Source organism: Candidatus Cloacimonas sp. (genome assembly GCA_039680785.1).
Lineage (GTDB): Bacteria > Cloacimonadota > Cloacimonadia > Cloacimonadales > Cloacimonadaceae > Cloacimonas.
In genome coordinates this window covers 1-26,659 of sequence record JBDKSF010000072.1, presented here as the reverse complement: position 1 = coordinate 26,659, position 26,659 = coordinate 1, and the positions used below count along the sequence as shown (strand labels likewise).

Below are 26,659 nucleotides of genomic sequence, written 5' to 3'. Positions count from 1 at the left end.
GCCTATACGAAGCTGAAATCTATTGCCAAAACAGCTCCCAAGCCCAATCTTTCGTTTACGATCTATAATTTTTGGGCTACAGATCCTGAAGGCAGGTCTTTGGAATTTCAATGTTTTGAGCATCAATTGAAGCCGTATATTACTTTAAGTGAAGGGTTAAAATTGCGCCGTAGTATCCGTAAATACAAGCCAGAACCGGTTCCGGATGAACTGCTGAACAATGTCTTTGAACTCTGTAGATATTCTCCAACTGCTTGTAATTTGCAGGGTTATTATTATGTAGTGATAAAGAACCGAGCAATTCTGGAAAAAATTGTTGCCCTGCGCGGTCCTTCCGGAAAGCCAATTTTAGCGTCTCCTTATGCCATAGCCGTTGTTTCTAAAGGAGATATATCCCACCGAAAAATCCAGGATGCCTGTATAGCCGCCTACCATTTATTGCTATCTGCAACTGCTTATGATTTGGGGACTTGCTGGGTTACCGATATGGATAAAGAGGAAATTAAGGATTTAATTGGCATTCCTCATCAGGATTATATTGCTTGTATAACGCCGATTGGTTATCCTGCCGAACATTTTCCGATTCCGGAACGACATCAAGTAAGCGATTTTGTGAGGTATTTATGAAACCGGTGTTATTTTTAACTCGCTTGCTTCCAGAGCCCGCTGTAAAACAATTGGAAGATAAATTCACTTTAGAAATCAATCGTTATGAGCGCACTTTAACTAAACAGGAATTATGTGCAGGGGTTAAAAATGCCGATGCTATAATCTGTTTATTGAACGACACCATTGATAAAGAAGTTATGGATGCGGCTCCCAAACTGAAAGTTATCTCAAACTATGCCGTCGGCTATAATAATATTGATGTGGAATATGCCACCAAATGCGGAATAACCGTTTGCAATACACCCGGTGTGTTAACCGAAACTACCGCCGATCTTACTTGGGCTTTAATTTTATCTGCCTGTAGAAGAATCCCGGAAAGTGAACGCTTTTTAAGAAAGGGCAAATTTAAGGGCTGGGAACCAATGCTGATGTTGGGTCAGGATGTTTATGACAAAACCCTCGGAATTCTGGGTATGGGTAGAATAGGTCAGGCAGTTGCTAAGCGTGCCGTTGGTTTTAATATGCAAATTCTCTATCATAATGATTCCCCTATGCGATATAGTTTGCCCTTTGCGGCAACGGAAGTAAATTTTGATACTCTGCTGAAAGAGGCGGATATTATCACTTTGCATATTCCTTTGACGGATAAGACATATCACTTGATTGGCAAAAAGGAATTGGAAATGATGAAAGAAAGTGCCGTGCTGATAAATACTTCCCGCGGACCAATAGTAGATGAAAAGGAACTGATTAAAGCACTTTCCACACATAGAATATTTTCCGCTGGGCTGGATGTTTACGAAAATGAACCTGATATCTCCCCTGAACTTTTGGCTTTGGATAATGTAGTTTTACTGCCACATATCGGATCTGCCAGTATTGAAACCAGAACAAAAATGGCTTTTCTCGCCGTTGAAAATGCTCTTGCCGTTATAGAAGGTAGAAAGCCACCTGCCGCGGTAAATTGACAAAATGGAATGTAACGAAAATTAGTTCGATTTAATATTCGGCAAAACTTTCGCTATATATGGTCGGTATTTTGGGAAGAAAAGATGTTTAGTCCTTTTGTAAAAAGCCCCAAGCATCCTTTTTGGTAAAATATTTACTTGTGACTTTGCCTTCCAGCTTGACAGAAAATAGGATATTGAGAAAATAGTGAAAAGTTAATGATAAGGGAGAAAATAGATTGGAAAGGCCTTCCTGGCAACAGTATTTTATGGAGATGGCATATCTTGTATCGAAAAGAAGCACTTGTCTGCGGAGAAAAGTGGGCGCTGTTTTAGTGCGTGACAATCAAATTATTTCCACTGGCTATAATGGAAGCCCCAAAGGAGTAGCTCACTGTTCTGAAGTTGGTTGTTTAAGAGAACAACAAAACATTCCTTCCGGAAAAAATCATGAACTTTGCCGGGGTGTCCATGCCGAACAAAATGCCATCATACAGGCAGCTATAAATGGATCTTCCACTCGGGGAGCTGTTCTTTATTGTACAAATCAACCCTGCAGTATTTGCGCGCGTTTGATTATCAATGCTGAAATTAAGACGGTTTATATTGCCGAGACCTATCCTGACGAATTAGGCGAAGAACTCTTTCGCGAAGCGGGAATTGAACTGATTCAATTTGATGTAAAAAATAATATCCTGAAGAAACTAATCTGATGAAAATACTCAATCACTTTACCGTAAAGGACTTAATCATAATTACTTCCATCGCTGCTTTGGGAATTGCCGTAAAACCTATTATCAATCCTATAACAAAATTAATTTCCACTCCTTTGGGAATTCCGGGCGGTTCCTTAACTGGTGGACTCTATATGCTATGGCTGGTTTTAACTATCGCTATAGTAGATAAACCCTTAACTGGAACCCTTTACGGATTTTTGCAAGCGATCTTGGTTTTACTAATTGGAATGGCTGGTAGAATGGGTGCTTTTTCTTTAGTGGCATATACTTTTCCTGGAATTATAGCAGACCTTCTATATTGGCTCTATCCTCAAAAAGATAAATTAGTGACGCATCTATTTTTGTGCGCTTTTGCCAATTTGACGGGATCGTTGATCTCTTCAGCCATATTTTTCAAAATGCCGATGACGATGGTTATTTTCAATATTTGCACTGCCTTCGCTTCCGGTATTTTAGGTGGCTACATTGGGTTTGGCATATATAAATCGCTTAAAGCAACAAGGATTATAGGATGAAGAAATATTTTTCGCTATTCATTTTAATGGGAATTATGATAACTCTTTCAGCTCTGGAAATTATAGACACCAAAGGAATTAGCCATATTTATAACAATGCTGATCTCTATAAATTGGAAGTGCAGGATATAAAAACCAGCAGGGAAAAAGACGGAGTAGTGCGTTTAAATACTTGGCAGGGTTTTAGATTTGATCTTTGGTTAAAACAGCAAAATTTAGGTGATTTTGCCACTATCAGATGTGAGTCCTCAGACCGCTATCAGGTAACTTTGGAAAAAAGTGAATTTGACTCTCTGGAAAGTTACATAGTTACGGGTCAGGATGGTATTCCTTTTGAGGAAAATATGTTGCGCTTAATTTTTCCTTCGCTGAGAGAAATGCAATGGATTAAAGGTCTGGAGCGGGTAGTGCTGGAAAATTTTCAGCCGATAATTCGCCCTTCGCGTTTTTACCTCTTGCAAGATACCCTGCAAAAATATCCTTTGCAAAAAGATCCTGAGCCATTCGTTAAAATTGAGGGTTGGTATTTAAGCGATATTTTAATGGATTTATCACCCGCGGAAGAAAAAAAGGTCATTCTTTACAGCCGAGATGGACTGAAACAAAGTTTAACCTATCCTTTGCATTTAAAAGGAGCCGTTTTGGAAAAAACAGCGGAGGGACACTACAATTTAAAAAGCCCTCAGATCCCTGGCGGTATGTGGATGAAGGATATCATTTATTTGCAATGTGATAACAATGCTTTGATCTGCGAGGATAGCATCAATCAGCTAATTCGTTTGGCAAAAATTTTGCATTGGGAGACCTCTCCGGATATGCAATTCCGCATTGTCCATAAAGAGGGTATGGAAATAATGAATTTTACGGATGCTTTAGCTGAACCACAGGTCTTTAGGGGAGCGCTTTACTTCGAGATTTTTTGATGCTTATCTTAAAGGATTTTGGCATTTCCTTCTCCGACCGGAACTTGCTGGAAGGCATAACTATCGAAATTCCGGAAGGAACTATCTTCCATATCAAAGGTCCTAATGCAAGCGGAAAAACTTCTCTGTTAAATGCTATCAGTGGTATTATTCCAGAATATGTAAAAGCTAAGACAAAAGGTAGCATATTGATGGATAATATTAACTTACAGACAATCCCCCTTGCCGAAAAATTTCATTATTTATGGTATCAGTTAAGCGATGCGGAAGCTCAATTATTTTTCCCTAATTGCATATCTGAGCTTGCTTTTGCGCTGGAAAATAAAGCTGTACCTGAAGATATTATACAGCAAAAAATACTCTTGGCAACCGAACAATTTGGACTTACCCAATTTTTAAACAGAGACCCTTCCACTTTGAGCGGAGGAGAAAAGAAAATGTTGCTCTGCGCGGTTGCCGAAACTATTGATCCTCCCATATTGCTTTTGGATGAACCCTTAAACGGATTGGACAATAGGGCTATGAACTTGATCCTAAATTGGCTTAAAACTAAGAAAGAACAAGGAAAAATAATCGTAATTGCCGAACACAATCCGATCATAGACGAATTTGCTGATTTTTCCCTAACCTTGGCAGCAAAAACGCAACCGCTTAAAATAGCTGATTCCTTATTGGAAGATAACCATTTAAGTAATGTAAAAAACATAAAGCAACCAATAATGTCTCCTGTAGATGTTCTGTTTCAGATTGATAAGCTTAGTTTTGCTTATTCTGAATCAGAACCTCTGTTTGAAAATCTTTCTTATGACATTCACGGCAAAGATAACATCCTTTTAAAAGGTAGTAATGGAGCAGGGAAAAGCACCTTGCTGAAACTCTTAACGGGCTTGCTGACAGCCACGGAAGGAAAAATTTACCTAAGCGGAAAACCAATGCAAAGTGGTGTAAACTGCCAAAATTTTAATTATGCCTATTACCAAAGCCAGATTACGAAAGAAAACCTTTTGGGAATTAGCGTTGCTCAAAACTGGCTATTCTGGCAGATTGCGATTGAAAACCTGCCGAATTTAGAGTTAAAAGATGACCCTTTGTTTACGGAACTTTCTTCTGGACAGCAAAAAATGGTTTCGCAACAAATACTGCCTTATTTGTTTTCTAAATTTTGGTTATTGGATGAGCCATTTGCTTCTTTGGATGAAAATGCCAGTGATAAACTGATTAAATTGCTGCAATATAAAAGTGAACATTATCCCGGAATGCTTATTGTTTCTCACTCTTTGGAAGAACACCAAGAAATGTTTGATAAAGTTCTAATCATCGAAAACAAGTCCTTGAGGGAAGAAAATAGATGATAAAGAAGGCATTGCATCCGCTTACGCATATTTTGCTGGTTTTGTTATTATCCACTTGTGTTTTTATCGTTAAAAAACCATTGCCTCTCTTATTTATCACTTTGCTGGCTTCAATGTTTGCCGTATTTAGGATGAAGAACCGTATGATAAAAGTGTGCAAAACACTGTGGCATACTTTACCATTTTTATTGATTTTAACTTTTTTCCAAATTGTTTTCAGACGAAGTGGAACCTTGCTTTGGTCTTATGGAATAATAAAAATAAGCGAAGAAGCAATTATAATTTCTCTTCAGTTGGCTTTGCGGTTATTAACTGTTATATATTGTGCGAAGTCATTGGCAGTTATGGATTATCCGGAATTTTCCAAAGCATTTTCCTCCATTCATTTACCGGAAGAACTTTCTTTTATGCTTGCTTATGCCATTCATCTTGTTCCGAAGTTTTTAGCTCAGTTAAAAGGATTTCTAACAGGTCTCAAACTGCGCGGAATTGATACTTCAAATTTACCCTTGGCAAAACGACTACAGGTTTATAAACAACTGTCTCTTACGACTTTAGCTGAATTGCTCAGAAATAGTGAAACATCTGCCATTGCTTTGGAATTGAGAGGTTTTAGAAGCCCAGGTAAACGCACAAAGCTATACAGACAAAGCTTCAGCTATAGGGATTTACTTTGTTTGCTGTGCTTTACGGTATTGGTAATTTTGGCAACGCAGCTTTGAAGCTATGTAGTTGCTAATTTTATGCTTGTATATAAAAATTTAGATGATCCCTTTAGCAGCTTTCTATTTTAGTTTCTGGCAACTACAGGTTTGGGATGTAACAAGTTTTCCATTTCCTGCAGAATTGTCTGTTGCTGATTTTGAAATCTTTTTAGCTGAGTTGGGTTCAGTTTTTCCGTTCCCACCATTTTTAAATTGGAAGGATTGATATATCTTGCGCCATTTAACAAACCAAAATGTAAATGAGCTCCCGTTGCTCTACCCGTAGCTCCTACCCTGCCTATAACTTGTCCTTTTTTAACAGATTGGCCTCTCTGAACATTGAGAGAAGCAAGATGCGCATATTGAGAAGTAAGCCCGCTGGGGTGTGTAATCCTGATTTCATTTCCCCAACCACCATCATAACCTGCACTAATAACTGTTCCATTGGAAACAGCATAAACAGGAGTTCCAAAGTGAGCACGATAATCTACTCCCTGATGATTAGCCCAACGGCCAAAAAAAGGATCAAGGCGTCTGCCGAAACCAGAAACAATATGAATTACGGAAAGAGGAAAACCAACTCCATTGCTGTAACAGCTTTTCCCCTCCCTGGTATAAAGACCGTTCAAAACGGAATTTTCTTCCGCATCCTCATAACGGAAAAGTTCACAAGTTCCAGTTCGTTCGCCTGTGTATTGAACATAGAAGATCTTTATACCAGGTAATGTTTTGCCTTCAAAAATGCGTTCTTCCACGAAAACCTTAAATTTATCTCCATTACGCGCATCGCGGGCAAAATTTATTTCTGTTTCCAAACCATTATTGATTGCCTGTTTATCTTGAGGTGCAAAACCCATTTTTAGCAAAGTGGCATCCAAAGTTGATTGGATAGTTCCTTCAATGATGCGTTTTGTTTTTTTAACCGGTAAGGCCTCAAGCTGGTAAACAAGAGAATCACCACTAACCGTAAAATGATGACGCGTAGTTGGTTCCTGCACAAACATCAGTTTCTTTATGTGCTGTTTATCTTCTGATAGTAATACTTTTAGCGTATCTCCGGGTTGAATAGTTGATACATCAATATAATCACCAAATTCAAAAGCCAGCAAACCAATTTCCGAAAGAGGAACATTTTGTTTTGCCAATACCGAAAATATGCTGCCTCCGGGAGGAATGGTTTCCACAATCCAAGGTTCAACGGGTTTTGGATTTACTCTTTCGGGCGCAGATGATTTTTCAGGATTGAGTCCGAGTAAGCTGATCAGGCAGAAAGTGCCAAGTAATGATAAAATAAGGAGAAAAAGTATATTCTTCCCCCAATTCATCCTATGCTACCCTCTGGTGGTTCTGCATTAATATCACTATCGGAACTTGAACTTTTAGCAAGATAAGGATGATAGTGAATATGAACCTGTCTTAAACCTGTACTGAATTTATGCATTAAACTTTGTTCTACTTTATCGGAAATTGCATTGCCACAATCCACAGTAATATTTCCATCCACCGTAATTGTCATATTAACTGTATAATAGGGACCAAAACGATGGATACCAAGCTCTTCAATACTACGAACTCCTTCCACGGCTAATGCCTCAGCTTGTATTTCACGGCTAAAATCTTCATCCGGAAGATAATCCATAAGCTCCCTTGAGGACTCCATAATAATTTCAATTCCCGTTTTAATAATATATATCGCTACTACTGCTCCGGCAGCTGGATCCATCCAATAATAACCAATCCGACCTAATAGGACACCAACAACCACAGCTATGGATGCCATTATGTCATTTAAATGATCATTTGCCAATGCCTTTAGAGTTGGGTTATTAGTTTTAGGTATGTTTTTGCGAGTATAGGTATAAAGGAAAATCTTCAAACAAAAGGTAAAGATCGCAATAACTAATGCCCAATAGGAAGCAGAATGTCCAGTTTCAATGTTGGCAAGGATGTCATAGACCTTATTGATGGATTCCCAAAAAATGGCAATTCCAGTGGTAAGGATGAAAGCGCCAACTACAATTGCAGAAATGGATTCCAACTGGCGATGGCCATAAGGATGTTCTACATCAGCTGGTTTTTGAGCTTGCTTCATAAATATCTTAACTGCAATGTAATAAACAACATCAGAAGAGGAATTTATCCCATCAGCTAAAAGAGCGGCACTGTGGCCAACAATGCCTACACAAGTTTTGATAATCGATAATAAGATATTGGAGAATAAACCCAAATTAACAGTTACTCGAGTTATGGAATCACGATCTGCCACTTATATCTCCATCACATCCAATAAGGGATAGTTCTTAAAAACGCTCCGTAAATTTTGATGAAATTCATCCGCATCAAGATCATTACTTCCAATTCCTTTGGGATTTAGAAAGATGGCTTTCACTTTAAAAGGAATTAAGGCAAGAGGATTATGGTCAGTTAAAAAGTTCTCAAGCTCGTTACTGCTAAGTTTGATACATTCCGGGTGACGGAAAATCAGCTGCATACCTTTTAACCGTTTTCCTAACTTATTATTTACAACGCTGGTATAGGCACCGGGAAGATAAAGATGAGTAGGATTTTTCATTGTCTCAATCAGTTCCAGCAGCTTTTCTTCATTGCCAATTAACGAAGTTAAGTCGGTCGTTTGCCATCGGCTTTGGTTCTTAATGAGAATTCTATTTTGTTCAGCCAACTTGTTTAAATTTGAACTGTTGTATTTCTTTATTTCACATAAAGTTATCAAGCGTTTAAGTTCTTCCGTTATGGCTTGTTGATTACCAAAACTGGCTCCCACGCTTAAAATTATGCCATCTATGGCATCGCTCAATGCAATTGATTTACGGTCCAGAGAACCATCTATCAGAACTTTTCTGGCTCCCAGTTTATACATTAATTCCGCGCAGGCAATTTGTCCTTTAACATTAGCGGGACCGGTTATTTCCGTTTCCAAATTTCTTTCGCTTTTGGCTATCCAAAGTTCTCGGTTTCCACTTTGCCACTTTGTTTTAGCCAAAATGCTAATTCCAGAGCCCTGTTGGATAAGAGTTTTGGCATCCGTGCAGAAAATGCACCCAGCAGGTAATTTTACTTTGGGCTTAGGGTTTTTATACAGAATATCTTCATCTTCGCCATCCCGTCCGGTGCTTAAAACACCCCAGATAAAATTGCTGTTTGCCAAAATATAATTCAGGACGGTTGTCTTTCCGGCATTTTTACAGATTCCTACAATCGCGATGTTTTTATAACGCTTAGCGGAAATCCAGGAAAACTCCAAAAAAGCTCCTATTAATGGTTACGACGCTGATGACGCTTTGTCCCTGCCGGTCCGATAGCTACTTTTTTCCCACGCATTAAGCTCATTACACCTTCGTTGGATTTGAATTCTTCAGCGCAAAGTTCGCGATATTTACTTTCGTCTTGCATAGCGAATTCGGGTTCTGTGTAGGAAGTGATAAAACCTTCATAATTGCGTAAAATAACTCTTCCAGGCATCTGAGAAATTACATAATTGGGCATTACAGGAATTTTTCCTCCGCCTCCGGGAGCATCTACAACATAAGTTGGAACGCATAATCCGGAAGTATGACCACGCAAACTTTCTATTATTTCAATGCCTTTGGCTATGGGAGTGCGGAAATGACTAATCCCTTCAGAAAGATCACATTGATAGATATAATAGGGACGAACTCTGTTTTTAACCAGTTTATGCACCAATGCTTTCATTACATCCACATTATCATTTATCCCTTTTAATAAAACGGATTGATTGCCCATCGGTATTCCCGTTTCAGCTATTTTGGCAAGTGCTTTACAGGAGTCCTCACTAAGCTCGTTAGGATGATTAAAATGCGTATTCAGCCACACAAATTTATACTTTTTTAGGATCTCTAAAAGTGAATCAGTAAAGCGTTGCGGCAAAACCACCGGAGTTCTTGTTCCCAAACGCACAATTTCAATATGCTCAATTTTACTCAGTTTATTTAATATATCATCCAAACGCTCATCACTTAAAGTGAGAGGATCGCCACCACTTAAAATAACATCGCGCACTTCCTTATGCTCTTTTATATAGTCCAATGCCTTATCCACATTATCTTTGGGCATTGGGGCATCATTTTCACCTGCTTTTCTCCGGCGGGTACAATGTCTGCAATACATAGCACATTGATCTGTAAGCAAAAGCAAAACCCGATCTGGATAGCGATGAGTCATTCCAGGAACCGGAGCATCAGCATCTTCACTTAAAGGATCTGCCATATCAGAGGATGAAATATGGCTTTCCGCAATCCGCGGAATTGCCTGTAAACGAATTGGATCAAAAGGATTGCTCTGGTCAATCAAAGAAAGATAATGAGGAGTGATAGCCATCCGGAAAGAAAAGGCCTTATCTTTGAAAACGGCTTCTTCTTCGGGCTGAAGCTCAATGTATTTTACTAATTGCTCATAAGATGTTATCCGATTTTTTATCTGCCAATGCCAGTCATTCCATTCATCGGGAGTGGCAATGCTTTTAGGATCAATTATCTTGCTCATTTTATCCTCTTTTTATTCCGTATAGCGTTCTTTAAAAATCTTCATTAAAACAGGTTTGCGCCTCAACAAATCCAACGCAATCTCAGAATGATGTTGAGCATAACCATTGCCAATCATCATATCTACATCGGCTCCAATACCTTCCGCTCCTAAAGCTGCTTTGGTAAAAGAAGTAGCCATAGAGAAAAAATAGACCAAACCCCGTTCTCGGGCTGCCATAATACTTGGCAATTCAGTATCTTCCGTATTTACTACATTGATAACTACATCTGCCATTTTACCATTAGTGAGACGAGAGACCTCTTTTTGAATAGTGATGGCATCCGTAGCGCTGGCCAAAATTACTTCGTCACAACCAGTTGTCTTGCAAGTAGGTATGTAACTTTCTTTACGCACTACTCCAATAACTTTTCCACAAATTCCTGCCCGCTCTTTAGCCACGGCATTGCATAAAATTCCGCTTTTACCATTCGCACCAATAATTACAACTGTGTCTCCCGGCTTTACTAAACGCTCAACTTGAGCCGGTGCACCTGCAACATCCAAAACGGAAAGTGCCAAATTTTCATCCAAATCATCAGGCAGTTTGGCATAAATACCACTACTGAAAAGGATTGCTTGACCTTCAATTTCTATTTGATCCTTGTCCAGCAAAACTTTTTTCACTTTGTTTATTTTGAGAGGAGTTAGCGAAAGTGAAACCAGAGAGGCGATTTTATCTCCCACTTTCACTTCTTCTTTCATTTCAAACTTATCCCCAATGGCAGCAACTCTGCCAATCAGCATTCCACCGGAACCGGTATCTTCGTTTTTATGTTTGCCAGTTCTATTAATAAGATCAATGGCATGTTCCGCAAATGCCTTTTCCAAATCTGTAAAACCCTTCGCAATGAGCTTATTTTTAATCTGATGAAAAGAAGCGGAATCAATATTTAAACGAATCACATCAATCAGCATTTCGTTGTCCCATATTTCGCTCATATCGTTATTTAAAACCTTTGCGGGTTGCGGTAAAACACCTTTGGGCTCAATTACCCGGTGCGTTCCATATCTACATCCATTTAGTTTCATTCGCTGCTCCTATGAAAATGTCTATTTTTTTATTTAATCTCAAGTTACTTAGATGAATCCATTTTTTTACATTTGCCCTTACTGTCAATTCTTTTGTATGGATAAACTTATGACAAGTCCCATAATTCCTTACAACTACCAACGAAAAATCAATAACTTTAAAGCATAACTTTCTCTTTTCATTAATCCTTTTAGCAGAGAGTAAGTTTAGAAATACAATTTAAGCCAATAAAACATAAAATTTACAGAAAAACTGCAAAATATTACTTGACATTCTCCTATATCTAATTAAATTGTCTATTAAATGCAGAAAGAGTGCATTAAAGGAGAATAAAATGATTATCACCTTTAGCGTCCAAAACTTTCTTTCCCTCCGCAATAAAGTAACTTTGGATTTTCGTGCCACCAGTGATAAGACCCTGGAGGATTATTATGTTGTTTCAGTTGATAAACCAAAGCTAAGAATTCTGAGAATGGCTATGATTTATGGAGCTAATGCTTCAGGGAAAACCAATCTGCTTAGATCTCTAAATTTTTTAAGACAATTTATCATTAATACATCTACTAATAAAGAAAATCCAATTCCTATAGTTCTCTTTGCATTGGATGAAGATAAGTCCTCAATTTTTGAGGTTGAATTTCTACAAAAGGGTGTTGTTTATAGCTACTATCTGGAATTAACCAAAAAATATATCATCCAGGAAAATCTAAGCTATTTTCCCAAAGGGAGAAGGTCTGCTGTTTTTTCTCGCAGCATTATAGATAGTAATGAGTTGAAGTATCAATATAACTGGAAGAATGCTGCTGTTGATAAGAAGCAACAAGATGCTTTGGAATTAACTGTCCAAAACCAGTCCATTCTTTCTAAAATAGCGACAATGCAATATTCTGGTGTTCTTCAGGAAGCAAGGAACTGGTTTACTGGAACTATGAATCCAATTTTGGACTATAAAACAGATCTTTTCAACTTCAATTATCTTAATTATCTAAGCAATTCTGAACAGAATGAAAAATATAAACCTTTATATTTGGAACTATTGAAAAGAGCTGATTTTCTCATAGAAGATTTTATTATAGAAGAAAAGAGAATTTCCATGGCTGAATTATTCCATGGATTAAGTGCTGTATTTGAAACTAACGATGCAACACAAGAAAATAATAGAAAACGAGAAGAAATAACCTCGCTTAAAACTGAATTTACCCATAAAACTTCCTCAGGAACTTATGTTCTAAATTATAATATGGAATCAATGGGGACTCAGAGATATTTTGGTTTGATTGGAATTCTATTTGAGCTAATATATAAAAACCGGATAGTTCCTATTGATGAAATTGAGAGTTCTTTACATATTGATCTTATCATTCATTTCATAACTACTTTTTTAAGAAAAGAAAGCAGGGGACAATTAATTTTCACTTCTCAAAATACGGCTCTTTTAAAAGAAAAGGATATTTTACGCAGAGATGCTATCTGGATTACTGAAAAAAATGAAGATGGTGGCACTTCTCTAACCAGCGTTTCTGAATATCCAGTTCGGAAAGAACATTCCATAGAAAGTATCTATAGAAAAGGATTGATAGGCGGCTTACCTAATTTGGGAACTACTCTCTTGGAGGATGAAAATGAAACAAAGGGCAAATAGACCAAAGAAATCATTAAAAAAAGTAAACGCTACCATCAATTATAAGGAATCACTTCAATTTTACTTCTTTACTTGACAGATAAAGCAAGAAAATTAAAAAGAACAAAGTGATTAACTTATTGGGAGCCAATCAAATGTATAAAAACAGAGAACTCTGGTCAATAAACGATGAAAAAATGTTTTTTTCCAGCTACCTTAAAATTACTATAGCTGAGAAACTCTTTTACAAATTGGACAGAGATTTTTATGCGTATATTCCTAAAGGTTTTGATTCCAAAAATCAGACCTTGCAGAGCCGTAATGCATTAATCGGTTTATTTACAGAAAAGTGGTGTAGGGACTTATTTTCTCCAGTTGCACAAAAGATGGGATTATATGCAATCAATAGTGTTGTTTGTGAAGAAATTGGATTAACCCAAAATTCCCCTGCTGACTTAGCTTTTTGCACAAATGAGAATATAAAACAAGATCCTGAAAATATAAAATTGATATTTGAAATTAAGATGAGTATTATATGGAATTATCTGTATAACGAAATGAAAGGATTAAGCTTATTAGGCGACTATAAAACTCATAAAGGTAACCCTTCTTTGTTACGATCTGATTCTATGCTAAAAGCGATAGGAAAATCAATAAATATTAGAGTATCTGGTAATTGTGCAAACAAAATTCCCATTGTTATAATTGGCAATAGCCCCATAACTTCAACTTATTTAAAAAAAGTGGATTATCTTAAAACAGCAGGCGTAATACAGGGTTTTTGGTCTTTAAATCCCAACCCTTCTGAGAGCGATTTTATTCAATCTTCTCCAGAACTGGGTTTTAAAACATTTAAAAATATCTCTGAAATTACTAAAGATTTTGAGATATTGTTAAATAATGATTATTATTATATCTCTACGATGTTAAGCAAACCGCAGATTGGTAAATATATAAGTATCGCTTCCCAAGAAAAAACTGATACTGAAAAGGCCGAAAAGTTTATTAAGCTTCTCAGAGGTAAAACATGGTAAAAACCAGTACCTCCACCAGCTCATTTGGGACCAAAGGAAGGATAAATCACGATTCTTCCAAGTTCTATAATTCCAAGTTATACGAGGAATTACAAATCAAGGAAGAGATAGACAAAACGGAAAATCCTTTTCCGGAAGAGTACTTGAACAAGGTTATTCTTGGTTCGGCAGAAAATATGAGTGAAATTCCGGATAATTCTGTTCACTTAATGATCACTTCACCTCCCTATAATGTTAGCAAGGATTACGATCAGGATTTATCCTTAAAACAATATCTGCAATTATTGGAAAACGCCTTTAAGGAGACCTACAGAGTTTTAGTAAATGGAGGACGGGCTTGTATCAATGTAGCCAATATTGGCAGAAAACCCTACATTCCTCTTTCCGATTATATTTCGCAAATTATGCTGAATATTGGTTTCAATATGCGCGGTGAAATAATTTGGAATAAAGCAGCAAGTGCAAGTCCATCAACTGCATGGGGAAGTTGGATGAGCGCTGCCAATCCAATTTTACGAGATATTCATGAATATATTTTGATTTTTTCCAAGGGTGATTACTCCCGGCAAAAAAAAGACAAACAAAGCACGATTAGTAAAGAAGATTTTATCCAGTGGACTAAATCCGTTTGGGTTATGAAAGCTGAATCAGCCAAAAAAATAGGACATCCTGCTCCTTTTCCGGAAGAATTACCACATCGTTTAATTCAGCTTTATTCCTTTCAGGATGATATTGTTCTTGATCCTTTTATGGGTAGTGGAACAGTTGCCATCTCTGCTTTAAAATCGAAAAGATATTTTACTGGTTTTGAAATAGAACCCGCTTATATTAAATTATGTAACAAACGAATCAATGCTTATTTGGATCAGCTGAGCATTGAATTTGATTAAAATATAAGAGGAAGAAATCGTATTTTTATTTTCTGATTTTAGCTTTAAGCTCATCCTTATCTGATTGGTTCTTTTTTCGCTTTCTTCCTTTCGCACTTTAATCTTGACAGAAATTATTAGGAAAAAATGAATGCAAAGTAGGAGAATGTTTATGATAGAAGTGTTAATAGACAAATGTGTCGGTTGTGGTTCCTGTTTAAGTGCATGTGCGTATGATGCGATAAAAATTGAAGACCAGATTGCCATTATAGACCCGGATAAATGTGTTTTATGCGGCGCTTGTGTTTCTGCTTGTCCTTTTGAGGCAATATTACTACGAAAAGCAAAAACCGAAGCAATTGATAAAAGTGAATTCAACGGCGTTTGGGTTTTTGCGGAACAGCGCGATAGCATTATTGCCCCAGTGGTTTTTGAGCTTTTGGGCAAAGGAAGGGAACTTGCTGATGAACTTGGTTCTGAGCTTTCGGCAGTAGTTTTGGGACATCAAATTGAATCGCTTTCTTCGGACTTGATAGCTTTCGGAGCCGATCAAGTTATAGAAGTAGATGATCCTACTTTAAAGCATTTTCGGGATGAGTTTTATGCCAAAGCGTTAACGGAGCTTGCCTTTAAGTATAAACCTTCGATTATATTGGCTGGGGCAACTGTTACCGGCAGAAGTTTTATACCCCGCGTAGCCATTAATTTACATACAGGTTTAACTGCCGATTGCACAGGTCTTTCCATAGATATGGAAACGAGTGATTTATTACAAACTCGTCCTGCTTTTGGTGGAAATATTATGGCGACGATTAAAACGGCAAATCATCGTCCCCAAATGGCCACTGTGCGTCATAAAGTTATGAATCCCATATCCAGAGACGATTCTCGCAATGGAATAGTAATTCAAGAACAGGTAAATTTTGATTTAGTGGAAGAAAGAACATCCTGGCTTAGTTTTGAAAAAGAGAAATCAAATCTGATCAATATCACGGAAGCAAATATTATTGTTTCCGGAGGCAGGGGTTTGAAAGAGGCAAAAAATTTCGCTCTAATTGAAGAATTGGCAGATGCATTAGGAGGAGCCGTGGGAGCTTCCAGAGCGGCTGTAGATGCAGAATGGATTGCCTATTCCCATCAAGTTGGGCAAACGGGAAAGACGGTTAAACCATTAATTTATATAGCAGTTGGAATTAGTGGGGCAATCCAACATTTAGCCGGAATGTCCAGTGCGGATTATATTATTGCCATAAATAAAGACCCTGACGCACCAATTTTCAAAGTAGCGGATTTAGGCATAGTAGGTGATCTGTTTGAAATTGTACCCAAACTAACTAAAAGGATAAAAGAATTACGAGTATGACTATCAGACCTGCGATCAGCGTTATAAATCCTGATCGAGTGGAAAATGGAATTACCATACATCTTGAGGGAGCTTCTTTTGCTGATCTGGAAATAAACAAGGATTTTCCCGATGCGATTGCTTATCTTCCACTTATCAATTCCCATGACCATTTGATTGGAAATTGGGTTCCCAGAGCAGGAGATCATCGCCCCTATCCCAATTCTCATATTTGGGTAGAGGATATGAAAGATTCCTTTGCTTTTCGGGAAAGGGATTTATTTTGGAATAACGATGGAAGCTTTAATTTGGAAGATCCCGATGCGCTAATTTTAGCTCTTTTGGGAGCTTACAAAAGTTTATTTAGCGGTTGCAGCGTAGTTCAAGATCATTCTCCCAATCAGAAGGATACTTTTTATAAAGCGATGCCGATTATTGTGCCCCAAAATTTCCGCCAATGTCATTCTCTTACCCTTGGTAATTGGTGGGGAGGTGAAGATCCCCAAAAGGAAATGCAGCTCACTCAGGGCAAAATTCCTTTCCTGATTCACTTGGGAGAAGGAAAAGACGATATTACCAAAGCCGAATTTGCGCAATTAAAAAAACTCGGATTATTGCAAAATAATACTTTAATTATCCATGGCATTGCCTTAACTGAAACAGAAATAAGTGAAATTGCCCAAGCGGATGCTTCGATTTGTTGGTGTCCTTCCTCCAATTTATATTTAATTGGAGAGACCTTAAATATCAAATCCGCGCTCGCCAATAAAGCAAATGTATGTATTGGAACTGATTCCACAATGTCCGGAAGCATAAATCTGATAGCGGAATTTTTAACGATTCGGGAACATTTTCCTTTTGTAACTGCTCAAGATATTTATCGAATGTCAACGGAAAATGCGGCAAGAGCACTTTTTTTGCCCAAGGATTTTGCTTGTTTGAATCCGGATGGATGCCGTAATTTATTGTTAACTGACAAAGTAGAACGCGATCCCTTTGAAAATCTTTATACTTTGGAAGCGGCAACTATACATCTTTTACTTGTGGATGGAATTCCACGCTTTGGGGACAGTGAATGGCTGGAAATGCTTAATTTGGATGATGATAAATACAGCACTTTCCGCACTGGTAACAAGGAAAAATTTGTGATCGGCGACCCAATGGACCTAAATGATCAGATTGATGAGGTTTTAGGATATCATAAGGACTTTCCCTATTTGCCATTTTAGATATTGATATTAGGAGGCATCAAGAAGAAAAATGGAAAAACATTTGAATGTAACGGAAATTTTCTATTCTTTACAGGGAGAATCAACTTTCAGTGGTTATCCCTGTATTTTTATTCGTTTGTCGGAATGTAATTTACATTGTTCTTATTGTGATACTCAATATGCTTTCGGCAAAGGAAAATCAATGGCGATCAGTTCCATTTTGGATGAAATAAAAGATTTTCCTTGTTCTCTCATAGAAATCACAGGTGGAGAACCACTTTTTCAAGAAGACATCGATGCTTTGTTTGAAGCATTGCAGCAAGCCAAATACGATATTTTACTGGAAACTAATGGATCACTCACTTTAGCGAAAGTTCCCCATTTTGTGTTAAAAATTGTGGATGTTAAAACACCGGGCAGCGGAACGGGAAATAGCTTTTTAGCGGAAAATTTGGCTTATCTGAAGGAAAATGATGAATTGAAATTTGTGCTTACAGATAGGCAGGATTATCAGTTTGCTCTTTCCTTTTTGGAGCAAAACAAACCCCCAGTTAACATTATTCATTTTTCCCCCGTTACGGAGCTTTTAGATGCCAAAGAACTTGCTAAATGGATGCTACAAGACGGTGTAAAGGCAAAACTAACTTTGCAACTGCATAAAATTATTGGCTTAAAGTAGCTTAACTTTTTTATCAGAATCCGTATTCTTGTAGCTATAACATACTTATGCAGAACAAGATAACTTTTATCTGTGTCCGTGCCTTCCCTGAGCAATAAGAGCACATTATACTAAAAGCAATGTTTCACTCCCAATCACTTATTACAAGGAGGATTGCGTTACAACTCTCTCACAATTCCGTAACACTGCCGTAGTCCCGTTAGAGCATCGTTACGGAAGTGTTACTGTGTTATTAGATGAGCTTGCAGGTGCAAATTAGGAATAGACGGATAAATTTCGTAGTCCTGAGGGAAAAAAGGGTAGGTAACGAAAGTAGGGCTGGAACGAAATTTATATTTATCCACCGCTGATGAGGTGAATTACTTTCAGGTCTGCATTTTCAGGAATGGAGGTGGTTTGCCAGTTTTCTCTTTTGATAAGTTCGCCGTTCATTTTAACGACCAACATCTTAAAAGTGTAATTCATTAATTTTAGGGCATCGGAAACAACTAAACCTTCTTGCCAAGGTAATTGATTGCCATTAACTTTGAAAACCTGCTTATCTGCCATAATCTATATTCCTTTCTGCGGGGCTAAAAGTTCTAAAGCCAAATTTGCCTGCAGGTTAGCAACGACGGCAACACGAGTGGCAATCGGACAAATTCCTGCTTGTAATTCACTGGTTAAATCGCCGACAATATGTAAAAAGCCATAATGTTCGGTATGAATAGTTTCATTTTTACCGTAACCGGCAATTCCGGAAGCAATTATAATATGCCTATCAGGATAATTTTTTGCCCAGCAGGAAATTAGCATTTCTTTTTGTTCTGCTTCATCCAATGCTTCCAAAAGCAGGTCTGCACCCTCAAAAATATCACAAAAGTTGGCAGGCGTAACTTTAACTGGGTGCAAAACAAATTCAATGAAAGGATTAAAGGTACGAATATTTTCCGCTATGGCATCCACTTTTCGTTTTCCAATTTGCGCCAATGTATATTGCTGGCGGTTAAGGTTTTCCGCCGTAACAATGTCATAATCGGCAAGAATTAGAGTCCCAATTCCCGCTCTTGCCAAAGAGATGGCAATATTGGAACCTAATCCTCCCGCTCCGGCAATGCCAATTGTGGCTTTTTGCCAGATGGGAAAAGCAGAGGGATCACGCTTGGAAAAATATTCTTCCCTGGAAATCAACGCTTTATCTCCAATTTGATATTGCCTTCAGGATCAATGTCTTTCAGATTGTTTACAAAGGATATCACTATATCCTGCAACAATTTCTGCACAAAAGGAACAATGATTACTTCCTGATCTGCCACCCAAAGTTTAAGTCCCGTATCATTATCCAAAACGCAATTGCTTCTTTTTGCCCTGCCCTGAACAATATCTCCTGCCATTGTGTAACAGTCCTTTCCACAGGATGAACAACATTGAGGATCAGACAAAGGCAGAATGGCAAAGCATTTTTCCTTAACCAGAGCTGTCATTTTGGCCAAATCTTGAGGCAAACATAAGCACGGAATACCTTTATAGCTATTTATTTCACACGCTATCTTGCCCGAAATGCAAATACAAGTGTCATCCCCCAGTTCATTTAACTGCTCAATATTTTCCGCACAAACGATTTTGGGAACAGGTGCATCTTTCAGACCTTCAATAATAAGATAATCGGCTTTCAGGAAAGAAACCATTTCTTTCAAATCTAACGATTCCGGAAATAATAGGGCACTATCATATAATCCCTTGGCAAATACAGCTTTACTTCCTGCCTGAGTATGTAAATTAGTATTTTTGCCGATGGTGTCACAATGATATTTTTCACTATGGATATCCTTGATAGAGCATACATTATATCCATCTTTTGTCAATTCTGCGATTAAGTTTGTAGCAACAGTTGTTTTACCAGTTTGATGATAGCCAATAATTCCTAATGCTTTCATAATGAAGACCTTACTAACATTAATTGGCAAAAAGCGCTAATTCCCTCGCCCTTGCCACTGATGCCAAGTCCTTCTTCAGTAGTAGCTTTCACGGATATTTGCTGTAATTCGCATTCCAAATCCGCAGCGATATTTTGGCGCATTGGGGATATAAAAGGTTGTAATTTGGGATTTTGACAGCATATAACCGTATCCAGGTTGTTTAATTGCCAGCCCTTTTCGGTAATGATTTTATAGGTCTTCCTCAGTAATATGCGGGAGTTTATGTCCTTGTAAGCCAAATCATTATCAGGATAATGTGTCCCGATATCCCCTAAAGCCAAGGCACCTAACAAAGCATCAATTATGCAGTGGATTAAAACATCGGCATCTGAATGACCCAAAAGCCCTTTGGAATAAGGAATTTTCACGCCTCCCAAAATAAGGTCTCTGCCCTCAATCAGTCGATGAACATCATATCCAAAACCGCAACGATACATTTATTTAATCCACTGTTATGCTTTTAGATACATTTTTGGGAACATCAGGATGGACGCCATGATCGCGAACTTCCAATTTATCTAATTTTTTCATTTTACGCACGCTCATTTTCAACGCTAAAAGTTGCAGGACAATAGATGCCGAAAAACAAGTTAGCAAACAAGAACCGGTTTTGGGTAACATAATGTAAGAATAGGCATAATAGCCATTTTCATTGGGTGGAGATGAAACATTTTTCTTAAGCTGTTCATTATCTTCGGCAATTACAAAAGTATTGGCTCCCCGTATTTTATGCGTATTGATCTGAGAAATGGTGAGGTTTACATCGCGTGCATCTGGTCCTGTGATGTAAACTAAGGGATAATTGCGATAGAGAGGTTCAAAGAAATCCTTATTGTGCACTAATTGATTGAAGATTTTAGTTCCCTGAGGATTCAGATTGAAGGGTTGATTGTGCGTAAATATATAATCCGCCAATGCTTTATAAATCTCTTTAACTTCTTTGTGAGGAATACCTTCCTGTTCACATAGCGCTTCTATTTCGTCAATATCCTCGCTGAGAAAGTGCATAAATGAACGCAAGTGTTTAACTCCAAAAACGGTATTTCTGCCTAAAATGGTATTGGGTCCGTGTTTGAATTCCGATGCCTCTCTACCTTCTGCATGAGTTAAAACCGTTTCTCTAATTTTTAATGCACCTTCCATAGCCACTCCACTGATTTTGGTGGCTAAAATATGAATGGAAGGTTCCATATATAATTTTCCAGCCATAATATCCAATTCGCCGCTGACATTATCCAAGGTTTCTTTCAGTAAGGAGGGAATTTTGAACAGAGAAGTATAATATTCATCAATCTCATTCTGACATTTTTGCCGGTCTTCCTCGTTTAAATCTGTTTCCAACTCATTTAATTTCATTTGCGCTGTCCGAATGGCAAGATAATAGAAAAGCGTAATTTGATTCATAAAACTTTTTGTGGCTGGAACGGCAATTTCCGGTCCGCATAAAATGGGAATCGCCACATCGCTTTTTTCCTGGCCTAAAGTGGAATTCATATTATTTACCAAAACCACTTTACGCACATTCAAATCCTTGGCGTCTATGTCATTGAAAATATCTATAAGGTCTTTTGTTTCACCTGATTGAGAAACGCCGATGATGAGATCATTGTCTTTTATACAATTAGAATATTCACCTCTAAAATCCCCGGGTAAAATGGGAATTATTTCCAATCCGGCAATGGAATTGAAAAAGAGGGCGGCAATTTTGGTAGCGTGAAAGCTCGTTCCGCAGGCAATTGAATATGCATTGCGATTATTTTGAAGGGTGTTTTTCATCAATAACAGAAAATTATCCACGCTTTCATTAAAATCCTTCACATTCATTTTTTCCGCTAAAGCATCCAGTGTTTTAGCCAGCGAAATTTTTTTCAGGTCATATCCGTCGTTTGCCATTTCCAAAAAGAGGTTTTTCTCTATGGAGAAGAAGTACTTTTTATCAAAATCCTCTTTTACGGCAACATCAAAAAACTCCTGATAAGTGCTGCGAACCTGATAGAAGAAATTGGTGAAAATGTCCGAATTGAGCAATTCGTTAAATATTTGGCGTCTTTCCAAAGGTGTGGGTGCATTTACAAAATTTTGCATCTTGCTAAAAATATAATCTTTTACACCCGCTTCTTCCATTAACGCTAACATTCTTTTTCCCGTGTTCGAACCCCCTTGAAAAAGCTTAATTAGCTTTCCAGTAGATTCACTTTGAGCATATATTTCCTGCTCCATAAAATATTCATATTCTGGTAACAGTTCTACATCCTCGGCACGCAATTTGGAATAAACGGAGCGAGCAGGAATTTTATCTCCCGTCTGCCAAACTTCATCCGGTTGATTTAAGTGCTTAAATTTCAAATTCTTCTGGGCATATACCTGATATGTATCTGCCGTATATTCAATAAATTCACCTTCCCGCAAATTAACCAATTGCTTGGTAAAACGAAGCACAGCAGTAAGATCTGAAGAAGCAAGTGAAAAAGGCAAATCTTCCAAAGTCCCGATTCCAAAATATAAACTGCTGCCTGCTTTAATAGCCCATGAGGTCTCTGTATCCGGATCTACAATTACCGCTGCATAACTGCCAACCAATTTTTCCGCGGCCTGTATTATTGCTTTACGCATACATTTTTTCCGTAATTCCGGTTCAGTGGGATTAGCTGCCTTATTCATTTCTATATCAAAATAATGTTCAATCGTGTGAACTAACATTTCACCATCGTTATCACTTTGAACTGAGTGCCCCTCATTTACCAAAAATGTCTTTAACTCTCTGGTATTGGTAATGTTGCCATTATGCGCTCCATAAATATGACGCTTGCAATTTACCAAATGGGGCTGTGCATTTTTCTTATCCACAAAACCAAAAGTAGCCCAGCGAACTTGTCCGCAAAATATTTTTCCGCTCTGTTTTTCTATGCCTAAGGTCTTAACTAAAGTGCTGGGAGCTCCTACATCTTTTAATAAAGTTATGTCAGTTGTATCTCCTTGAAAAGCTGCTCCCGTGCTGTCATAACCTCTATATTCCAATGCCCGTAAAAGTTTGGAAGCATATTCACCCATATTAATTGAGACCTTGGGCAAAGCCAAACCTAAAACTCCACAACCTACACCCCAAACAGGAATTGGAAGCTTAAATTTCCAGTTCCTCATTGCAAATAATAACTTTTTAAGCTGTAAAAGCAAAAAATTCCACATTGTTATGTCCTCTATATCTTATTTTTTTCAATTAACTGCTTGGCAAAAAACAGGTCTGCTTCATCGGTAATTTTCAAATTGAAATCATTATCCCAAATATAGCGAACCTGCAACCCCAGATGTTGGATTAATGAAGCATCGTCGGTAGAAAAATAATTATCCTTATATGCCTGTTGATATGCCTCCATTATTAATGAATAGGCAAAAACCTGAGGTGTGAAAACATTGATCAAATGATTACGGTTTATAGCTTTAACTGCATAATCACCTTCAATCTCCATAACCGTATGTTTTAATTTTCCAGCTGGAATAACCGCTTTATCAATAATCACGGCGGCAAAAAGCAGTTCTATCAATTCCAGTGTAACAAAAGGTCTTACTCCATCGTGGATGGCAACATATTCTGTTCCTTCCGGACATTGCTGCAAAGCGTAATAAACTGAATCTTGGCGTTCTGCCCCACCGGCAATAACTTTATGCGGTTTTCCCATCCCTTCAAACCACTGTTCTATAAGCGCTTCTGTCTTTAAAATATCTTCTTCCGGAGCAGTCACGATAATATTATCGATCAATTCTGAAGCCATAAATGGTTCCATACTCCTGATTAAAATTGGGATGCCCGATAGTTCTCTAAACTGCTTTTTCCTATCTCCCGGAAGGCGTTTTCCACTTCCCGCAGCCGTTATTATGGCAGTTGTATTATTTAAGAAGTCCATTTATAAAAAACTCCCCTGCTTTCTCGTTGAGCAGATATTTTCTTTTCCAGATACAATTGACGGAGCACTTTACTAATTTCGTTGATGTGGATATTTAACATCGCAGAAAGGTCTTCTGCGGTTGAGGGTCGTCTTTTAAGCGTATTATGCAAAATTTCAATAACTTCTGCATCCGGTTGCGTTTCCATTTGCGGATATTTAACTTTGGCAATAATTTCTACTGGCACACTTACAATATCCTTCAATTCGGCTTTAATATGCTTAAGCGTATTTAAAGATAATGGCTTAACCCAATCTTCCGTCCCAGGCCTATCCAAACAATTTAATTGCACTAAATCTGGTTTGATCTTATTTATTGCTTTCGCTAAAGCGTTAAGCTCTTCTAAATTATCATTTATGCCGGGCACCAAAAAAACTTCCAACCAGAGCGTGCCTTTATATTCCATCCTAAATTGAACTAAACCTTCAATTAAATCTTGCACTTGAAGCCCTGCACAAGGACGGTTGATTTTTTCAAAACCCTCTTGCGTGGCAGAATCCAACGAAGGTAAAACAATATCACAGGAAAGAACTTCACGCCGAACTTCTTCCTCCGAAAAAAGAATGCCATTGGTAAGTAGAGCAAGTTTATATGCTGGATAATTGGCTTTGATATATGCTACAATTTCTCCCAAAGAACTGTTCAAAGTTGGTTCGCCCGCTCCGGAGAAAGTAATATAATCCAAATGCGGCTGGGTGGACATAAAATTATCCAGTTCAGCCAATATTTCTTTCGTATCAAAAAATGCCTCTCTCTGCGTTACTAAATGGGTAGTTCTTTGCACTTCACAATAAACACAGTTTAAGGGACAATATTTATAAGGAACAAGATCAATTCCCAGAGAGATACCTAAACGACGGGACATCACGGGTCCGAAAAGGTGTTTATACTTAATCATCTTAAAAGGTGGTTCCGAATTGTAAATGCGGTTCCCATCCGCCATCATTGATATTATAGGCATAATCAAAACCGATTAAACCGAAGGGACTGCGAATTCTGATTCCCAGTCCGGTTCCTTTTTTAAAATTGAGAAAATTAAAATCTCTCATCTTGTTATAACTATTTCCTGCATCGAAAAAAGCAACTGCAATAATTTGATCGCTCCCTAAAGGATATCCCAATTCCGTAGAAAATATGATAGCTCTGGTTCCTCCTCCGGAAGGACCAATGGAACTATCAGGAAAACCTCTTATCCCGTCTGCACCGGTTCCACCCAAGTAAAATTTTTCATCCGGGGGCGCATCCTTAGACCTGCCAAAAGGAGTTACATAACAAAATCTCCATTTGGTTCTCAAAATAAGCTTTTCCCAAGTATCCATATACCAGTTTACCTGGGCAATCTGTTTAAAATAATCAAAATCGCCTCCGAACATCCCTCCTGCCACTTCACTATAAAGAGTGAACTGACTTCCTTTGGTAGGGAAAAATACATTGTCGCGCGTATCTCTGCTCAAAGTTAAACTTACGGCGCTGGTATATCTCCACCCCAATTGATTCAATTCGAGCAAATTGGCATTGGCAGTAGAATCTGCCATTATGGCATCCATATCGGTAATTCTATACTTCTTGGAATATAAAGAATAACCAGCAACGGCTCTGGATTTATCTATCCAGGGAATTGTTTGGCCTACCCTAAGCCCTGCGCCACGCGTATAAATCTCATAGTAAAAAGAACTCCAGGTCTTTTTAGTATAATATATATCGGTTCCCAGTAAAATGTCCGTATCCATCAAATTAGGATTTGTGAAGCCAAATTCAAAATTTTGGGTGTTGCCTCCAAATTCCCAGGTTAAAGTGGTTGACCAGTTATTGCCAAACATATTGTTTTGAGACAAAGACAGCTGCCCTACAAATTTATCTTGAGAATTATAACCGACTCCCCCATTTGCAGTTCCACTGGAACGATCTATAACATCAAATTGGAGGTCTATGTCTCCTTGGCTATTGATGGGATTGTAGTCCAAACGAATATCCTGTTCAAAAAACCCCAGATTATATATATTTTGCTGACTGCGTAGAACTTGTGTCTGACGGAAATAATCACCCGGAGAAACTTCCAGCTGTCTTCTAACTACTTTTTCCTTGGTTCTTTTATTGCCCGTAATATGTATTTGACGGATTCTGGCGCGATTGTTCTCATTTATTTTTAGCTTCACGATTAGCTTATCGCCCTCTTTTATATATTCAGGAACGATGGAAACATAAATGAACCCTTCATCAAAGTATTTGGAATAGATGTTCTTGATTTCATTATCAAACACCTCTTGGTCAAAGGGCTCTCCAAGTTTCATCGTGAGAGTTTCCTGTAATTGTTCAACTGGGAAAAAATCGTTACCCTCAATGTTTATGCCTCCGAAATTATACTTTGTCCCTTCAAATATATGTATTACAATTTCGATGGATTTTTCGTTCAGCGGCTGAATTTCATACGGACCTACGACGACATCTATAAACCCATTTTTTTTATAAAAAGCGGTTAATGCTTGTAAATCGGCATCAAATTTCTCATTTTCCAAGTGACCGGAACGAAGAAAACTGGCGGTTTTGGTCTTCATCTTTTTCTGTAAGGTCTTACTATCAAAATAGCTGTTTCCCACAAAAGTTATCTGTTTGATGGAAACCC

At 37.9% G+C, this 26,659-nt stretch carries 26 protein-coding genes; 13 read left to right on the top strand and 13 right to left on the bottom strand.

The window, feature by feature from the left end:
- From ABFC98_04980 to ABFC98_04950, 7 genes are all read left to right on the top strand, one after another.
- On the top strand, positions 1-627 hold a 627-nt coding region (locus tag ABFC98_04980), incomplete at its 5' end, for a nitroreductase family protein (GenBank protein ID MEN6445381.1).
- Complete coding sequence (locus ABFC98_04975; protein ID MEN6445380.1) at positions 624-1,577, top strand: D-glycerate dehydrogenase; 954 nt, start codon at positions 624-626, stop codon at positions 1,575-1,577. The genes ABFC98_04980 and ABFC98_04975, both read left to right, overlap by 4 nt.
- Before the next feature lie 218 nt (positions 1,578-1,795).
- Positions 1,796-2,269: a cytidine/deoxycytidylate deaminase family protein gene (locus ABFC98_04970; protein MEN6445379.1), complete on the top strand. Its 474-nt coding sequence runs from the start codon at positions 1,796-1,798 to the stop codon at positions 2,267-2,269.
- A complete protein-coding gene (locus tag ABFC98_04965; GenBank protein ID MEN6445378.1) occupies positions 2,269-2,808 on the top strand; it encodes an ECF transporter S component in 540 nt (179 codons plus the stop codon). The genes ABFC98_04970 and ABFC98_04965 overlap by 1 nt, the downstream gene beginning before the upstream one ends.
- Entirely contained in the window at positions 2,805-3,731 is a 927-nt protein-coding gene (locus tag ABFC98_04960; GenBank protein MEN6445377.1) for a hypothetical protein, read from the top strand. The genes ABFC98_04965 and ABFC98_04960 overlap by 4 nt, the downstream gene beginning before the upstream one ends.
- Positions 3,731-5,083, top strand: a complete 1,353-nt coding sequence (locus ABFC98_04955) for an ATP-binding cassette domain-containing protein (protein ID MEN6445376.1) — start codon at positions 3,731-3,733, stop codon at positions 5,081-5,083. Before ABFC98_04960 ends, ABFC98_04955 begins: the two co-directional genes overlap by 1 nt.
- Positions 5,080-5,805, top strand: coding sequence for an energy-coupling factor transporter transmembrane component T (locus ABFC98_04950; protein MEN6445375.1), 726 nt, complete (start codon positions 5,080-5,082; stop codon positions 5,803-5,805). Before ABFC98_04955 ends, ABFC98_04950 begins: the two co-directional genes overlap by 4 nt.
- 68 nt (positions 5,806-5,873) lie before the next feature.
- Here the strand turns inward: ABFC98_04950 and ABFC98_04945 are convergent, their stop codons facing one another.
- From ABFC98_04945 to ABFC98_04925, 5 genes are read right to left on the bottom strand one after another with little or no spacing between them, the layout of a single operon-like run.
- Positions 5,874-7,112 (bottom strand): M23 family metallopeptidase, encoded by a 1,239-nt coding sequence (locus ABFC98_04945; protein ID MEN6445374.1) that lies wholly within the window; start codon positions 7,110-7,112, stop codon positions 5,874-5,876.
- Positions 7,109-8,053: a cation diffusion facilitator family transporter gene (locus tag ABFC98_04940; GenBank protein ID MEN6445373.1), complete on the bottom strand. Its 945-nt coding sequence runs from the start codon at positions 8,051-8,053 to the stop codon at positions 7,109-7,111. Before ABFC98_04940 ends, ABFC98_04945 begins: the two co-directional genes overlap by 4 nt.
- Positions 8,054-9,049, bottom strand: coding sequence for a hypothetical protein (locus ABFC98_04935; protein ID MEN6445372.1), 996 nt, complete (start codon positions 9,047-9,049; stop codon positions 8,054-8,056).
- An 11-nt stretch (positions 9,050-9,060) separates the two neighbouring features.
- Positions 9,061-10,308, bottom strand: a complete 1,248-nt coding sequence (gene ablA, locus ABFC98_04930; protein MEN6445371.1) for a lysine 2,3-aminomutase — start codon at positions 10,306-10,308, stop codon at positions 9,061-9,063.
- A gap of 12 nt (positions 10,309-10,320) precedes the next feature.
- Positions 10,321-11,379: a zinc-binding dehydrogenase gene (locus tag ABFC98_04925; GenBank protein MEN6445370.1), complete on the bottom strand. Its 1,059-nt coding sequence runs from the start codon at positions 11,377-11,379 to the stop codon at positions 10,321-10,323.
- Between the two features lie 335 nt (positions 11,380-11,714).
- Here ABFC98_04925 and ABFC98_04920 point away from each other — a divergent pair, with 335 nt between their 5' ends.
- The 6 genes from ABFC98_04920 (at position 11,715) to ABFC98_04895 (ending at position 18,136) form a co-directional block, all read left to right on the top strand.
- Positions 11,715-13,022: an ATP-binding protein gene (locus tag ABFC98_04920; GenBank protein MEN6445369.1), complete on the top strand. Its 1,308-nt coding sequence runs from the start codon at positions 11,715-11,717 to the stop codon at positions 13,020-13,022.
- Positions 13,023-13,156: 134 nt separating this feature from the next.
- Positions 13,157-14,035: a hypothetical protein gene (locus tag ABFC98_04915; protein MEN6445368.1), complete on the top strand. Its 879-nt coding sequence runs from the start codon at positions 13,157-13,159 to the stop codon at positions 14,033-14,035.
- Positions 14,029-14,925 (top strand): site-specific DNA-methyltransferase, encoded by an 897-nt coding sequence (locus ABFC98_04910; GenBank protein ID MEN6445367.1) that lies wholly within the window; start codon positions 14,029-14,031, stop codon positions 14,923-14,925. Before ABFC98_04915 ends, ABFC98_04910 begins: the two co-directional genes overlap by 7 nt.
- Before the next feature lie 151 nt (positions 14,926-15,076).
- Entirely contained in the window at positions 15,077-16,267 is a 1,191-nt protein-coding gene (locus ABFC98_04905; protein MEN6445366.1) for an electron transfer flavoprotein subunit alpha, read from the top strand.
- Positions 16,264-17,475 carry an amidohydrolase family protein gene (locus ABFC98_04900; protein MEN6445365.1) on the top strand — a complete coding sequence of 404 codons (1,212 nt, stop codon included), beginning with the start codon at positions 16,264-16,266 and terminating at the stop codon, positions 17,473-17,475. Before ABFC98_04905 ends, ABFC98_04900 begins: the two co-directional genes overlap by 4 nt.
- A gap of 31 nt (positions 17,476-17,506) precedes the next feature.
- Entirely contained in the window at positions 17,507-18,136 is a 630-nt protein-coding gene (locus ABFC98_04895) for a radical SAM protein (protein ID MEN6445364.1), read from the top strand.
- A gap of 336 nt (positions 18,137-18,472) precedes the next feature.
- Here ABFC98_04895 and thiS read toward each other — a convergent pair whose 3' ends face one another.
- From thiS to bamA, 8 genes are all read right to left on the bottom strand, one after another.
- Positions 18,473-18,685 carry a sulfur carrier protein ThiS gene (gene thiS, locus ABFC98_04890; protein ID MEN6445363.1) on the bottom strand — a complete coding sequence of 71 codons (213 nt, stop codon included), beginning with the start codon at positions 18,683-18,685 and terminating at the stop codon, positions 18,473-18,475.
- Positions 18,686-18,688: 3 nt separating this feature from the next.
- The gene (gene thiF / locus ABFC98_04885; protein MEN6445362.1) at positions 18,689-19,306 is read right to left on the bottom strand and encodes a sulfur carrier protein ThiS adenylyltransferase ThiF; all 618 of its coding nucleotides are present in this window, start codon (positions 19,304-19,306) and stop codon (positions 18,689-18,691) included.
- Positions 19,303-20,082, bottom strand: coding sequence for a molybdopterin-guanine dinucleotide biosynthesis protein MobB (locus ABFC98_04880; protein ID MEN6445361.1), 780 nt, complete (start codon positions 20,080-20,082; stop codon positions 19,303-19,305). The genes thiF and ABFC98_04880 overlap by 4 nt, the downstream gene beginning before the upstream one ends.
- Complete coding sequence (gene ispF / locus ABFC98_04875) at positions 20,049-20,531, bottom strand: 2-C-methyl-D-erythritol 2,4-cyclodiphosphate synthase (GenBank protein MEN6445360.1); 483 nt, start codon at positions 20,529-20,531, stop codon at positions 20,049-20,051. Before ispF ends, ABFC98_04880 begins: the two co-directional genes overlap by 34 nt.
- Before the next feature lie 4 nt (positions 20,532-20,535).
- A complete protein-coding gene (locus ABFC98_04870; GenBank protein ID MEN6445359.1) occupies positions 20,536-23,235 on the bottom strand; it encodes an SIS domain-containing protein in 2,700 nt (899 codons plus the stop codon).
- Between the two features lie 56 nt (positions 23,236-23,291).
- On the bottom strand, positions 23,292-23,996 hold the full coding sequence (gene ispD / locus ABFC98_04865) for a 2-C-methyl-D-erythritol 4-phosphate cytidylyltransferase (GenBank protein ID MEN6445358.1): 705 nt from the start codon (positions 23,994-23,996) through the stop codon (positions 23,292-23,294).
- Entirely contained in the window at positions 23,984-24,934 is a 951-nt protein-coding gene (locus ABFC98_04860) for a radical SAM protein (GenBank protein ID MEN6445357.1), read from the bottom strand. The genes ispD and ABFC98_04860 overlap by 13 nt, the downstream gene beginning before the upstream one ends.
- A 1-nt stretch (position 24,935) precedes the next feature.
- Positions 24,936-26,659 (bottom strand): outer membrane protein assembly factor BamA (gene bamA, locus ABFC98_04855; GenBank protein MEN6445356.1); only part of this gene is annotated, 1,724 nt, incomplete at its 5' end.